We start from the raw sequence: 12,707 nt of genomic DNA, 5'->3' as shown, positions 1-12,707 counted from the left end.
CCTCAAGCGATACGCAGACGGCCACGCCCATTGCTTCAGCTTTGGATGTGGTCACCACGAACCGCCGACCTCTACGGACACATCCAGCAGGGTGACTGGGGCCGGTGGCGTGGGAGCTGGGGCAGAGCGCCCTACAAGGAGTAAGAACGTGACGTTGATTGCGCCCCCGAGTGACGGCTTCCAGGACCTTTCCAAGAGGAAGCTCTCGGCGAAGACGCTGCGCCGCTACGGATACTTCCTTGCTGAGTTCGTTGACGCGAACGGTGTGCGCCACCCCAGCTCCCACATCTACACCATGTATGACCAGGCGGGTGAGCCGGTGCGCCAGAAGGTGCGGATGAAGGACAAGACCTTCGCCTACACCTCGGGTGACGCCAAGCCCCACGACTGCAAGCTCTTCGGCCACGGGGTCTGGGGCGATAAGCACGACAAGCGCGTGGTGATCTTCACCGGCGAGATCGACGCGATGTCTGCTGCCGAGGCCACGGACTTCAAGTTCCCCTGCTTCTCGACCATCGGCGGAGACCAGACCGCGAAGAAGCAGCTCCAAGCCAACTACCGTGAGCTCGACCGCTACGACGAGATCGTGCTCTACTTCGACAACGACGAGAGCGGCCAGGCCGCAGCGCTTGAGTGCGCCTCGCTGTTCGAGGTCGGCAAGGTCAAGATCGCCAAGGTGGAGGGCCGCAAGGATGCCTCGGACCTCAAGCAGGCCGGGCTCCCTGGGAACATCATGGAGGCCATCTTCGCCGCGACCACATGGCGTCCGGCTGGGGTGGTGAACGCCGCCGACTGCGTGGCTGACATCCTCGACGATGACGCCCTCAAGCCGGTCTACAGCTACAAGTTCCCTGGCCTCTCCGACAAGATGCTCGGGCTCTACAAGGGACAGGTCGTCTACCTGGCGGCAGGCACCGGCATGGGTAAGACCTCGCTGCTCTTCGACATGGAGATCGACTGGCTCAAGCAAGGCGCGAAGATCGGCCACCTCGGGTTCGAGGACATGCGGGCTGACGTACAGATAGGTCTACTCTCCGCGTGGTTGGGTCGGCGTCTTATCCTCAACCCCCTCCCTCGTGAGGAACGCATCATAAAGCACAAGGAGCTCTTCGGCTCGCGTCGGGTGGAGCTCTTCGATCCGGAGAACGCCGAGTGGACCATGAAGGCAATCTTCTCCTACGTCCGCTACATGGCGAAGGGCCTTGAGTGCGACATCGTGATCGTCGATCCGATCTCCTTCATCGCCGGGCTCGATGACAGCCCCAACAAGGTGGAAGTCCTGGACCGCGTGGCCGCGAAGCTCTCGCTGCTGGCGAAGGAGCTGGGCATCTGCCTCATCATCGCTCACCACTTGAAGCGCCCTGAGGGTGACAAGGGACACGAAGACGGTGCCCAGGTTCACATCTCGCAGCTCCGTGGCTCGGGCGGCATCGCCAACTTCGCGTCCTCCATCATCGGCATCGAGGGCGACCAGCAGGGGGATCACGCCACCGAGCGCTACCTCCGCGTCCTCAAGAACCGAAAGATCGGGCCGACCGGCTTGGCCGACACGCTCGACTACGACCCATCAACCGGCGTCTTCACCGTGAAGCCCGGACAACACAAACAGGTGAGCGGCAACAATGACTACTGAAGACCCCATGCGTAGACGGCGCGAAGAGATGCTGGCCCAGGTGCGGGAGGAGAAGGACGTTTACGCCAAGCGCCTGACCATCGCCCAGGAGTTCATCAAGATGCTCCGCGATGGATACCACGCGCTCCTCCATCACCAGGTCGATTACACGAAGCTCCGCGAGTTCCAGGAGCCCATCGACATCACGAACGTCACCACACCCGCAGAACAGCAGAAGGCAATGTCATGGCTTACGAAGGTCCGCTCAGCGATCCGAGCCGCAGTTCTTCGCTCCGGGTTCACGGTTCACTAAGCCCCTTCGCCGGGCGTGAGGTCGTCTACGACATCGAAGGCGATGGCCTCCTCGACTTCCCCGAGGGCCACGAGAAGAAGCTCACGAAGCTGCACTGTCTCTCGGTCGTCGATCCGGAGAGCGGTGAGGACTGGTTCTATCCCCCGGCCCAGCTCGAAGAAGGTCTCCGACACCTTGAGCAGGCCAGCGTTGCGGTGGGCCACCACGTGCTCGGCTACGACGACCCAGCCATCCGCTACATCTACCCGTGGTTCAAGAGCCCCAAGCAGATCGACACGCTGGTGCTGGCGAAGATGGTGTGGCCGGTAGACCTTCTGGAGCAGCCGGACTTCAGGCGCTTCCGTGCTGGCCTGCTCCCAGGACAGCTCATCAAGCGCCACAGCATTGAGGCCTGGGGCTACCGCCTCGGCATCCACAAGGTGGGCACCGACATCACCGACTGGAAGACCTACACCGACTACATGGGCGAGCGCTGCGTCTCCGACACGAAGGTGAACGCCGCCCTGTGGAACCTCATCAAGAAGCGCATGGCCGAGCTGCCGGACGCCTGGAACGAGGCGGTCGTCGGCGTCGAGATGAAGCTCAAGCAAATCCTCACCCAACAGGAGAGCTTCGGGTGGCCCTTCGACCACATGAAGGGCATCGCCCTGGTGCGTGACCTCAAGAACGCCAACGAGGAGCTCGAAGACCAGCTCGTCTCGATCTTCGGCGAGTGGTGGGAACCCCAGGACGACCCGGCGACCGGCACCGCACCGGCCCGCGCCACCCAGGTGAAGATGACCGGCCTCCCTGACATCATCATCCCGCGCATCTCCGAGAAGACCGGCAAGGAGCTGAAGCCCTACATCGGGCCGCCACTCGCTGAATACAGCCCAGACGCACCTTTCGTCGGGATCAAGCGCGTGAGGTTCAACCCGTCGAGCCGTGAGCACCTCGGCAAGAGACTGCAAGAGGTCTTCGGGTGGAAGCCCCTGGTGTTCGGTGGACGCGGTGGAGCCGTGGCGAAGGTGGATGAAGCCACCCTCGAAGAGATACCGAAAGAGGTCCTGCCCGAGACCGTCCGCACACTGATCATGAACTACTTCGTGGTCTCGAAGACGCTGGGCGCTCTCCAGAAGGGCAAGAACTCGTGGCTCAACGCCTACCGTGAGGGCACCCAGGCGATCCACGGACGTGTGGACCAGAACGGCACCATCACGCACCGCGCCACGCACTCCAATCCGAACCTGGGCCAGGTGCCCGCCGTGCTCGTGAAGGAGACCAAGAACGATGAAGGCAAGGTCATCAAGAAGGAGCCCCTCAAGGGGATCGACGGACGCTTCGGCTGGGAAGCCCGGCAGCTCTTCATCACCCTCCGCAACTGGGCGCTCACCGGCACCGACGCCGCAAGCCTTGAGCTCAAGTGCCTCGGACACCACCTTGCGCCGTTCGACGGTGGGCGCTTCGCGGAGCTCATGTCTGACCCTGCCGCCGACCCACACACTGAGAACTCCAAGATCACAGGCCTCAGCCGAGCCGATACTAAGACGGTCACATACGCATTCCTATATGGTGCTGGACCTCTCAAGATCGGAATTGGTGTGGGCTTTGAGGAGAGCGAAAGAGCTACCCTCCTCGCATCACGTGAGCTGAAGTCCTACCTCCAGTTCATGGAGAAGCTCGCCAAGGAGACCCGCACCGAGTTCATCAAGCCCGACGAGACCACGTGCTGCTACATCGCCAAGGGGCAGATGGTGAAGCAGCGCTTCATGAACGGCATCGCGGGCCTCAAGGACTTCCGCAAACACGTCAGCGAGCTCGCCCAGAACCAAGGCTACCTCATCGGGCTGGACGGTCGAAAGATCGTGACACGCAAGGCCCACGCCTCGGTGAACTCGCTGCTCCAAGGAGACGGAGCCATCATCTGCAAACACTGGGATGTCGAGCTTCATGAAATCCTCACCAAGAAGGGACTGAAGCATGGCACGGACTTCCGGCAGCACGGATGGATACACGACGAACTCCAAGTCGGGCACCGCACGGAGCTCACGGAAATCATCGGCCCGGCAGCAGCAGAAGCCATGGAGATCGTCGGCAAGCGCCTCGGGTTCATCGGACGCCTCGCCACCGACTTCAAGGTCGGCACCTCCTGGGCCACCACCCACTAACGCCTTCTACACCGGGTCACTCAGCGCCGCGTTCTGGCGGGTGATCGAGAGGGCGTGGGAGAACCCGTTCTACACCTCAAGCGACTTCGCAAGGGTCCACTCGCGCCAGGTAGCACTCGCCGCCTCGCTCGGGTGGATCACGAACATCACGCCGGACGGCCATGGCTGGTCCTCCCGGTGGCACATCACGGCGGCGGGACACGTCGCTCTATCGCAACGCCAGCACATGGAGACCAAATGACCCACTTCATCAACATCGCACTCATCGCCATCACCACCTGGTTTGGCCTCAGCGTGGCGTGGACGGCCTTGCCGATCCTCCTGGTGTGGTTCCTGCCCTCCGTCATCATCGTCGCCCTGGACTCTGTGTGGGGCGTGGACGAGACCTGGCTCATCAAGCTCCCCGGCATCGTCTGGGCTCCGGGCGTCCTGCTCCTCGGGCCGGTGATCGCCGCGTACTGCGCCTTCGATGGCGACGACGAGCTGGCCTGGGGCATCATGTCTGACGTGATGGAGTGCGTCTGCAAGCCCTTCACGCCGATGGACCAGATGGGCGGTGCCAAGTGATCAACACCATCATCCTCCTCGCAATCCTCATCATCACCATCCCTGCTGCCCTGGGCGTTGCCTACGTGGTGTGGGCCATCCTTGAGGAGATGAACTCTCCATGAACTTCGACATCCTCGCCATTGACGGCGACATCCTCGCGTTCCGCGCCGCCGCTGCCGTGCAGAACGTCCACATCAACTCGTTCGGATACGCCGAGCCCTTCGCCCACGTCAACGAAGGCAAGGTGGCTCTGGACAACATGCTCTACTGGCTGAAGACCCACATCCCAGCCAACAACGTCGAGGTCTTCCTCACCGACAAGACGAACTTCCGCCGCGAGATCGACCCCGAGTACAAGGCGAACCGCAAGGACAGTGTGCGCCCCCTCCTCCTGGACACGCTCAAGGAGCACCTCCGCGAGAACCACGGGGCCTATTCCGAGGCCGGGCTCGAAGCCGATGACATCCTCTCGCAGGCTGGCACCATGCCGGACGCCAAGGTGTGTCTGGTGGGCAAGGACAAGGACTACCTCTCCATCCCCGGCTTCTACCACAAGATCGGCGACCGTGATTACAACGGCAAGCCCATCATCAAGGAGACGGCCAAGTGGGAAGCTCAGCGCTTCCACCTCATGCAGACACTCGCCGGTGACCGCGTGGACGGATACTTCGGGTGCCCTGGCATCGGCATGGAACGTGCGGCCCGCATCCTCGACGAGAGCCTTGAGCTCTTCCCCGAGGAGGGTGTGATCACCCGAGGGAAGAACAAAGGGCAGAAGACCACCAAGTGGGTCGGCAAGCCCACGGATGATCCCTGGCGTGTGGTCGTCTCGAACTACGAGAAGGCTGGTCTCGGTGAAGCTGACGCCCTCCGCAACGCTCGTCTCGCCTACCTCCTCCAATACGGTGAGGGCACCGACTACCGGTGGACGCCTGACCGTCTCAAGATAACCTCACAGAAGGATTGATCCCATGAAACTCGACTACATCCTCGGCCTCCTCTTCGTTGCGCTGGTCGTCTGCAAGCTCGCAGGCGTCATCGCCATCTCGTGGTGGTGGGTCTTCGCGCCGGTCTTCGCCTGGGTCGGCATCGTGCTGACCATCTGGGTGATCATTCTCGCGGCGGCCTGGCTCGTGAGCAAGTGACATGAGCGACCAACGCCTGAAGGTTATCAACCTCTGGGCGGGGCCTGGTGCTGGCAAGAGCACGACCGCTGCCGGTCTCTTCAACCTCATGAAGAACATGGGGCACTCCGTGGAGCTGGTGACGGAAGTCGCCAAGGACATGGTGTATGCGGGCCGCATCGACGAGCTCCGCGAGAGCCAGCTCTACGTCACCGGCAAGCAGGACCACCGCCTCCGTCGCCTCATCGGGAAGACACGCTACGTCATCACTGACAGCCCGCTCCCGCTCGCCCTCGTGTATCGCCCGAAGACTGGGCCGTTCGCTGATGACTGGTTCATCGACACGGTGCTCCAGACCTGGCGCAGCTACGAGAACATCAACATCCAGGTCGTCCGCGTGAAGAAGTTCTCGCCTCAGGGCCGCACCCAGAAGTCTCTCGAAGAGGCCAAGCGTGTGGACAACGAGGTGATCGGCCTCTGGAACCGCATCGTCCCGCTCGGTGGGCTCCACGTCCCCGGCGACAGCGAAGCCCCACGCACCATCTACGACTGGCTCGTCAAGACCAAAGGAGTTCACCCGTGAGGGAAGTGATCCACGGACACAATCGCCGCCGCATGGAATGGCCGGAAGACCCCTGCCCCTCCGAGCTGACGGAGGAGAACCCCTTTCTCCCCGGCTTCGATGACGCACTCAAGGCCCTCGCGGCGCATGAGCAGGGCATCGACCCGAAGCAACGCGACAACGTGGTGCTCCCGGAACACTACGCCCGCTTCAAGATCGAGCCCGTGCGGTTCATCGGCGAGAACAAGCTCAACTTCTTCCAGGGCAACATCATCAAGTACGTGCTCCGCTACGACGCGAAGAACGGGCTCGAAGACATCCGGAAGGCCGAGCGCTACTGCCAGATGTTCCGCAAGTATCTGGAGGGCGACGAAGACTGGTGGCGTGAACCGAAGGAAGCGCGGGCGAAGGAGTCGAAGTCATGAAGCCGCAGAGCACAAGGGAATACGCCTGGCTCGTCGAGGGATGCGTCCAAGAGGTGTCGCCACACTTCGCAAGGGTACAGCTCTACTTCTCCGGATTTAAGCTGACCTTCGAGACCCAAACACCTCGCGTCCGTAGCTATGAGCCGACCTGGACCACTGACGTTGAGAAGGCTGTACGGTTCTGCCGCAAGCAGGATGCCGAGGTGACCGCGAGGGAACTGGACAAGACAAGAAGCCCACAAGCGGTCGAGCACTGCTGGTTCATTCCCATCTTAGAGGAGCCGAAGCCGTGACGATCAACGAGATCATCAAGTGGCTCGAAGGCTTCCAGCATGAGCCGATCTACCCCGGCACCAGCATCGAAGTCGCCGTCGCCAAGTCGGCCAAGGTCGAGTTCGCCAAGGAGGTCGCCGCGAAGCTCCGCGAGAACCAGCAGTCCTTCGACCCCGCGCCGTCCGAGGGCGACACCACCATCAACGTAGGAGACTGACCCATGTGCATGGGCTCATACCCAAAGCCTCCCATCTCGCGGCCCACCTGGTCACCCGACGAGGGTGGCAAGGCAGTAGGCTTTGCGACCGCAGAGGCCACCGACAGCACTGACATCGAGCAGATGGCAGACACCAACATCCCCGCAAACACGATGCCGTTCACCCGCAGCGGCGTCCCCAAGGTGAAGACAGGAGCTCTCTGATGTGCCCGCCGAAACCCCCGAAGCCGATTGAACCCGCAGCTCCCCCGGCACCGCCGCTCAAGCCACCGGACCCCACTGAGGTGGGCGCTGAAGCCCGCGCCAAGCAGGACGAGACCGCAGCCGCCGACAAGGCGAAGGGCCTCGATGGTCTGCGCCGCGTTGGAGCAGGACTGAAGCTCTGACATGAAGCAAGAACCTTCCAAGTTCTCCCTGGGACGGCCAGCAAGCGCGGCCTACCAGGCGAAGCTGGGGAGGCGAACATCAGTACTGGATCGGGCTCGGGAGTATTCGCTCCTGACCCTTCCGCACGTCTTTCCGCCCGAGGGCTGGGAGCCGGGTGATGAGCTGGAGTTGCCCCAGGTCGGCGTTGGCGCTGACTGCGTGGGCACCCTGGCCTCCAAGCTGATGTATCTCGCCCTGCCCCCGTCCCGCATCGGGATGAACTACGCGATCAAGGAGTACCGCGTTCGCAAGACCGCCGAGGCCCAGCAGATGGACCCGGAGGAAGTCGGCCAGTACATCTCGAAGATTTACTCGGCCACCGGGGCGCTCGAAGAGGAGCACCGTAAGCGCCTCGAAGCCACCCGTGCCCGTGACGCCTACTCCGATCTCTCCACCCAGCTCATCATCGGCGGCAACGCCCTGCGTGACTGGCGGCACATCGACCTCCCCGTCATCCACCGGATGGACAGCTACGTGGTTCACCGCGACAAGCTGGGCCGCCAGGTGTGGGTGATCCTGGAGGAGAGCTGCCTATTCGAGGACCTCCCCGAGGCGATCCAGCCCAACGTCACGGCCCAGCGTGTGAACGCCGGGAAGATGAAGGACGGCGAGACCCCCGAGTGGGAAGACGAGGTGACCATCCACACGGTGTGTTACCGCGACCCCGAGAGCGACCCCGAGAAGCCGGTGTGGCTGCTCTGGCAGGAGTGGAACGGCGCCTACCTCAAGGACAGCGGCAAGACGTTCGCTGCTGGCAAGGAACCTCCGCTCTCCGCCGAGTGGCTCGTGGCTCAGCCTGGGCACGACTGGGGGCTCTCATACGTGCAGCTCTACATCGCCGACCTCTACCTCGTTGAGGAAGGGCATGAAGGCCTGCGTGATGGTCTCCAGGGTGCGGTGGAATACAACCGCCTCATCAAGCCCTCTGCGCCCCTCAAGATACAAGACCTCAAGAAGGCGCGTAACGGTGACTGGCTGAGTGGCAACGCCGAGGACTTCGGTGTGACGCCGAGCCTCAACAAGTTCGCCGATCTCAACTTCGCGATCACCTACGTGGGTGACGCAACGCGGCGTCTCGAACGGGCCTTCCTCAAGAAGATGTCCATTCAGCGCTCCGGTGAGCGTGTCACCGCCGAGGAGTGGCAGCAGCTCGCCAACGAGATCGACGAGGCCATGGGCGGCCTCTACTCGAAGCTCTCCCAGACCGTGCAGCGTGGCTTCCTCAAGCGGTTCATCGAGCTGCACTTCGAGGAAGACAACTTCCTGCCGAACCTCATGGAGAAGTTCTCCGACGAGATCACCCTCGCCGTCGCCTCCGGTGCTGATGCACTGGGCCGCACTCACGAAGGTGACCAGCTCCTCAAGGCCGCAACCGAATACGGCACCGCGATGGCTCAGCCGTCCGTGGCGTCGGACATCGACCGCCTTGAGTTCGCCCGGAGGCTCTTCGCTTCGCGTGGCGTCCGCACTGAGGGCCTCATCAAGTCCGCAGAGCAAGTCACCCAGGAGATGGACAAGGCGCAGCAAGACAGCCTCGCCCAGCAGACTCTCCCCGCCGTCGCCAAGGAGGGAGCCTCAGCGCTCTTCCAGGGGATGAAGGACCAAGCACTCTCACAACCAACTGAAGGACAGATCGCACAATGACGACTGAAAACGACAACACCGGCGCACCCAAGGCCTCTGACCTCGGCAAGGCACCGCAGGAGGAGATCGAAGCCTCGTTCGGCACCGATGTCTCCATGAGCACCACCGTCAACGACCCGACGAACCCCGATGGCGATGTGCTCATCGAGGGCGACAACGAAGACGGCGACAGCATCGAGCTGGACGGCCTGGAGAAGGCAGACGAGGGCAATGCCGAAGAAGCCACCGCCGAGTCTTCCACCGAGGAGGCCTCTGCGGCTGAGGAAAAGGCTGAGGGTGCTGAAGAGAAGCCCCAGGAAGCTCACGAGCTCGGCGACTTCGACCCGAAGGACGTGAAGAAGTGGGACGCCAAGTACGTGGACAACACGGGGCTCCTCAACATGGAGACGTTCGAGGCCGAGGTGGAGGCCAACTTCACCAAGACCGGCAAGGCTGAGCTCAACGCCCAGACCCTCGAATACCTCTCCAAGTCTCGCGGCATCAAGAAGGAAGACGCCCAGTTCTTCATCGAGCAGCGCCTCGCCGCCTCGCAGCGTGATTGGGCCGGATTCACCGACACCCTCGGTGGCCAGCCGGTGGTCGATGCCGCCTACGAGTGGGCCAAGGCGAACTACACCCAGGAGCAGAAGGACGAATACAACGCTGCGTACAACGGCGGGTCCAAGAACCTGAAGACCTACCGCACCCAGCTTGAGCTCCTCGTGCGCCGCTACCAGACTGCCACTGGCGAGAAGCCGGTCGCTGCTGGCAAGGCCAAGGACTATGGCACCGGTCGCAAGGCTGGCAAGGATGCTGGCAAGGTCGAGGGCTACAAGGACGCCGTTGAAGAGCGCAAGGCTCTCTCCGAGATCATGAAGATGAAGGACGAGAGCGCCAAGCAGCGCAGCATCCGCGACCACCACGCCAAGATCAGGGCCTCGGCCTACTACAGCAAGAAGGGCTAACCCATGGCCTTTCCAGTTCTGGCCGTCCTCGGGGCTCTCGGCTCCGTGGGCAAGTGGCTCGGCGGGATGGGTGTGAGGTGGTTCGAGGATCGAGCGAAGAAGGCCGACGCACGATTGGAGACTGAACTCTCCGTGGAACGTGCCAAGGCCGAGCTCGCCCACTACATCGTCAAGAGCGAAGTCGAGTGGGACCTCAAGTGGGCCGAGGGTGCTCAGAACTCCTGGAAGGACGAGTTCCTCCTGGTGCTCTGGGCGATCCCGCTCATCATGCTCTTCATCCCCGGCCTCGACCAATACGCCCACCGTGGCTTCGAGAACATGGGCAAATACATCACAAACGCTGCCGCCTTCTATGCGACCGGCTGGGGGATCATCTTCTCCGCCGTCTTCGGCATGAGGGCTGCTGCGCGGATGATGGCCCCAGGTCGAACCGCCGAGATCATCGAGAAGATGGCTGCTGCTCCGGATGACATTCCGAACAGCGTCATCGCTGACATCAACAACGCGGTGAAGGCCGCCAAAGGAAGCAAACGCTAATGCCTGTCAAGAAAACCATACGTCGTATCGGGGAGTTTGAGCCCGCGTACGAGGTCGGCGTTATCTCAACTCAGAACCTCGTGCCCGCTGGCGTGGCGACTGCCAACTCGGCGGTGGAGATCGACGTGTCAAACGCGGCGACCCTCATCTTCCAGACGGTGGGCACGTATACCGGTGCGCTCTCGATCCAAGGCACGGTGGATGGCACCAATTGGATCACCTTGGGTGGCGCGGACCTCATCATCCGCTTCACGACTGGCGTCAAGTCTGCCAGCGTGGCGTCTGCTCTTCAGGACATCTGGGGCGTGGATGTCTCTGGGCTCCTCAAGGCCCGCGTGACGGCCCTCGCTGCGGTGACTGGTAACGTAACGGTGGCGGCGCAGACCTCGAACACCACGATGTTTGTCACGACCGAGGGTGCGGTGACGATCAACGGTACGGTCCCCGTGTCAGGCTCGCTGACCTCCGCAGGCACAGTGACGAACACCCCCGCCGTGCCGACCACAAGCAACACCAACTCTGCGGCCAGCACCAACGCCACCAGCGTCAAGGCCTCCGCAGGTACGGTCTACAACGTCACCGCTACGAACATCAACGCGGCGATCCGATACCTCAAGCTCTACAACAAGGCGTCCGCGCCGACCGTAGGCACTGACGTACCGGTGCTGACTATCCCGATCCCGGCCACAGGCTCTGTCAACTTGCCGTTCGGTGAGCTGGGTAAGCGCTTCGCCACCGGCATCGCTTTCGCCATCACGGCTGCTGCGGCGGATACCGACACGACTGCGGTTGCGGCCTCCGAAATCAAGGTGAGCATCGACTACGTGTGATGTGACGCCCTGACGAAAACACCAAGAGCTTTGTGGCCCTCCACTCTTGGTTCGTTCCATCTCTGGGGGGCTTTCCAACAAGGGAGTAAACGATTTGAGCGTTTACACAGACGCCCGGTCCAAGCCGGGTAACAAGACCAATGCCGGTTCGGACGAGCGTGAGCTGTTCCTGCGTGGCATTGCCAACATGCTGCTCGAAGCCCACGCCGAGACGGTCGAACTCGAAGATCACGTCTTCACGAAGTCGATCTCCGGTGGCCAGTCGGAGAAGTTCCCGATCCTTGGCCGCAAGCGCGGCGAGAGCGAGCACGTGCCGGGTGAAATCATCCTGGGCGGTGGCCTCGAAAGCAACGAGGTCGAGATCAGCCTCGACAACATGATGTATGACGCAGCGTTCCTCGCCGAAGTGGACGAGCTGATGCTGACGTACGACATCGCCGGTCCCTACGCCCGTCAGCTTGGCGAAAGCCTTGCCGTGGGCTCGGACAAGCGTCGTGCCATCATGCACGTCCTTGCTGCCCGTACCTCGACCCCTGCCTACACCGGCGGTCCGGCTGGCCTCCGCGTGACCGACGCCAACATGCGTACCGACCCGGCGAAGATCGAGGCCGCGTACTTCTCTGCCGTGGAGTTCATCAACACGAACGACATCAGCGGCAAGGCGAAGGGCTTCCTGCCGTGGAAGGAATACCTCCTGCTGTCCCGTTACACGGGCATCGACAGCGAGGCGACTTCCGGCTCGGGTGATCGCTCCACCGGCACCACCGGCCTCGTGGCTGGCATCAAGCCGAAGGGCATCATCCACATCCCGGTGACGAACATCACCACCGGCCCGACCAAGTATCGCGGCAACTTCACGAACTGCGTCGGCTTCATCTCCACCGAGATGGCCGTGGGCCGTCTGAAGCGTCGTGGTCTGAAGCTCGTGATCAAGAAGCAGGATGACCGCCTCGGCACCCTGATGATTGCCTCGCAGCTCGAAGGTCACGGTGTGCTCCGTCAGGAGTGCTCGGTGGAACTCGCCGTCTCGTAACGACACCGCAGGACTAACCATCTTGCAGAAACCTCCTCCGGGCGAGAGCTCGGGGGAGGCCTCCATCATCA

At 62.4% G+C, this 12,707-nt stretch carries 17 protein-coding genes; all 17 read left to right on the top strand.

What is annotated here, in order from left to right:
- Positions 1-148 precede the first annotated feature (148 nt).
- Positions 149-1,633 carry a DnaB-like helicase C-terminal domain-containing protein gene (locus QM801_RS04300; protein ID WP_415017980.1) on the top strand — a complete coding sequence of 495 codons (1,485 nt, stop codon included), beginning with the start codon at positions 149-151 and terminating at the stop codon, positions 1,631-1,633.
- Between the two features lie 7 nt (positions 1,634-1,640).
- Positions 1,641-1,925: a hypothetical protein gene (locus tag QM801_RS04295; protein WP_415017979.1), complete on the top strand. Its 285-nt coding sequence runs from the start codon at positions 1,641-1,643 to the stop codon at positions 1,923-1,925.
- Positions 1,859-4,072 carry a DNA polymerase gene (locus QM801_RS04290; RefSeq protein WP_415017978.1) on the top strand — a complete coding sequence of 738 codons (2,214 nt, stop codon included), beginning with the start codon at positions 1,859-1,861 and terminating at the stop codon, positions 4,070-4,072. The genes QM801_RS04295 and QM801_RS04290 overlap by 67 nt, the downstream gene beginning before the upstream one ends.
- A 237-nt stretch (positions 4,073-4,309) precedes the next feature.
- Complete coding sequence (locus tag QM801_RS04285) at positions 4,310-4,639, top strand: hypothetical protein (RefSeq protein WP_415017977.1); 330 nt, start codon at positions 4,310-4,312, stop codon at positions 4,637-4,639.
- A gap of 100 nt (positions 4,640-4,739) precedes the next feature.
- On the top strand, positions 4,740-5,588 hold the full coding sequence (locus QM801_RS04280) for a hypothetical protein (protein WP_415017976.1): 849 nt from the start codon (positions 4,740-4,742) through the stop codon (positions 5,586-5,588).
- A 4-nt stretch (positions 5,589-5,592) separates the two neighbouring features.
- The gene (locus QM801_RS04275) at positions 5,593-5,766 is read left to right on the top strand and encodes a hypothetical protein (RefSeq protein ID WP_415017975.1); all 174 of its coding nucleotides are present in this window, start codon (positions 5,593-5,595) and stop codon (positions 5,764-5,766) included.
- Position 5,767: 1 nt separating this feature from the next.
- Entirely contained in the window at positions 5,768-6,328 is a 561-nt protein-coding gene (locus tag QM801_RS04270; RefSeq protein ID WP_415017974.1) for an AAA family ATPase, read from the top strand.
- Positions 6,325-6,732, top strand: coding sequence for a DUF3310 domain-containing protein (locus QM801_RS04265; protein ID WP_415017973.1), 408 nt, complete (start codon positions 6,325-6,327; stop codon positions 6,730-6,732). Before QM801_RS04270 ends, QM801_RS04265 begins: the two co-directional genes overlap by 4 nt.
- Entirely contained in the window at positions 6,729-7,025 is a 297-nt protein-coding gene (locus QM801_RS04260; protein WP_415017972.1) for a hypothetical protein, read from the top strand. Before QM801_RS04265 ends, QM801_RS04260 begins: the two co-directional genes overlap by 4 nt.
- Complete coding sequence (locus QM801_RS04255; RefSeq protein WP_415017971.1) at positions 7,022-7,222, top strand: hypothetical protein; 201 nt, start codon at positions 7,022-7,024, stop codon at positions 7,220-7,222. The genes QM801_RS04260 and QM801_RS04255 overlap by 4 nt, the downstream gene beginning before the upstream one ends.
- Positions 7,223-7,231: 9 nt before the next feature.
- Positions 7,232-7,426 carry a hypothetical protein gene (locus tag QM801_RS04250; RefSeq protein ID WP_415017970.1) on the top strand — a complete coding sequence of 65 codons (195 nt, stop codon included), beginning with the start codon at positions 7,232-7,234 and terminating at the stop codon, positions 7,424-7,426.
- Positions 7,426-7,608, top strand: coding sequence for a hypothetical protein (locus tag QM801_RS04245; RefSeq protein ID WP_415017969.1), 183 nt, complete (start codon positions 7,426-7,428; stop codon positions 7,606-7,608). Before QM801_RS04250 ends, QM801_RS04245 begins: the two co-directional genes overlap by 1 nt.
- A 1-nt stretch (position 7,609) precedes the next feature.
- Positions 7,610-9,292 (top strand): portal protein, encoded by a 1,683-nt coding sequence (locus QM801_RS04240; protein ID WP_415017968.1) that lies wholly within the window; start codon positions 7,610-7,612, stop codon positions 9,290-9,292.
- Positions 9,289-10,236, top strand: coding sequence for a hypothetical protein (locus QM801_RS04235; RefSeq protein WP_415017967.1), 948 nt, complete (start codon positions 9,289-9,291; stop codon positions 10,234-10,236). Before QM801_RS04240 ends, QM801_RS04235 begins: the two co-directional genes overlap by 4 nt.
- A gap of 3 nt (positions 10,237-10,239) precedes the next feature.
- Complete coding sequence (locus QM801_RS04230) at positions 10,240-10,773, top strand: hypothetical protein (RefSeq protein WP_415017966.1); 534 nt, start codon at positions 10,240-10,242, stop codon at positions 10,771-10,773.
- A gap of 92 nt (positions 10,774-10,865) precedes the next feature.
- Positions 10,866-11,603: a hypothetical protein gene (locus tag QM801_RS04225; protein ID WP_415017965.1), complete on the top strand. Its 738-nt coding sequence runs from the start codon at positions 10,866-10,868 to the stop codon at positions 11,601-11,603.
- A gap of 94 nt (positions 11,604-11,697) precedes the next feature.
- Positions 11,698-12,636 (top strand): hypothetical protein, encoded by a 939-nt coding sequence (locus QM801_RS04220; RefSeq protein ID WP_415017964.1) that lies wholly within the window; start codon positions 11,698-11,700, stop codon positions 12,634-12,636.
- Positions 12,637-12,707 lie beyond the last annotated feature (71 nt).

Source organism: Aestuariivirga sp. (assembly GCF_047600585.1).
GTDB lineage: Bacteria > Pseudomonadota > Alphaproteobacteria > Rhizobiales > Aestuariivirgaceae > Aestuariivirga.
Note: the sequence above shows the minus strand (reverse complement) of the source record. Positions and strands in the feature narration are given on the sequence as shown.

Bases quoted from the DNA above. Each gene is read 5' to 3' on its own strand.
- QM801_RS04295 (WP_415017979.1), top strand. From the start codon at position 1,641: ATGCGTAGACGGCGCGAAGAGATGCTGGCCCAGGTGCGGGAGGAGAAG.
- QM801_RS04290 (WP_415017978.1), top strand. From the start codon at position 1,859: ATGGCTTACGAAGGTCCGCTCAGCGATCCGAGCCGCAGTTCTTCGCTC.
- QM801_RS04285 (WP_415017977.1), top strand. From the start codon at position 4,310: ATGACCCACTTCATCAACATCGCACTCATCGCCATCACCACCTGGTTT.
- QM801_RS04280 (WP_415017976.1), top strand. From the start codon at position 4,740: ATGAACTTCGACATCCTCGCCATTGACGGCGACATCCTCGCGTTCCGC.
- QM801_RS04275 (WP_415017975.1), top strand. From the start codon at position 5,593: ATGAAACTCGACTACATCCTCGGCCTCCTCTTCGTTGCGCTGGTCGTC.
- QM801_RS04270 (WP_415017974.1), top strand. From the start codon at position 5,768: ATGAGCGACCAACGCCTGAAGGTTATCAACCTCTGGGCGGGGCCTGGT.
- QM801_RS04260 (WP_415017972.1), top strand. From the start codon at position 6,729: ATGAAGCCGCAGAGCACAAGGGAATACGCCTGGCTCGTCGAGGGATGC.
- QM801_RS04250 (WP_415017970.1), top strand. From the start codon at position 7,232: ATGGGCTCATACCCAAAGCCTCCCATCTCGCGGCCCACCTGGTCACCC.
- QM801_RS04245 (WP_415017969.1), top strand. From the start codon at position 7,426: ATGTGCCCGCCGAAACCCCCGAAGCCGATTGAACCCGCAGCTCCCCCG.
- QM801_RS04240 (WP_415017968.1), top strand. From the start codon at position 7,610: ATGAAGCAAGAACCTTCCAAGTTCTCCCTGGGACGGCCAGCAAGCGCG.
- QM801_RS04235 (WP_415017967.1), top strand. From the start codon at position 9,289: ATGACGACTGAAAACGACAACACCGGCGCACCCAAGGCCTCTGACCTC.
- QM801_RS04230 (WP_415017966.1), top strand. From the start codon at position 10,240: ATGGCCTTTCCAGTTCTGGCCGTCCTCGGGGCTCTCGGCTCCGTGGGC.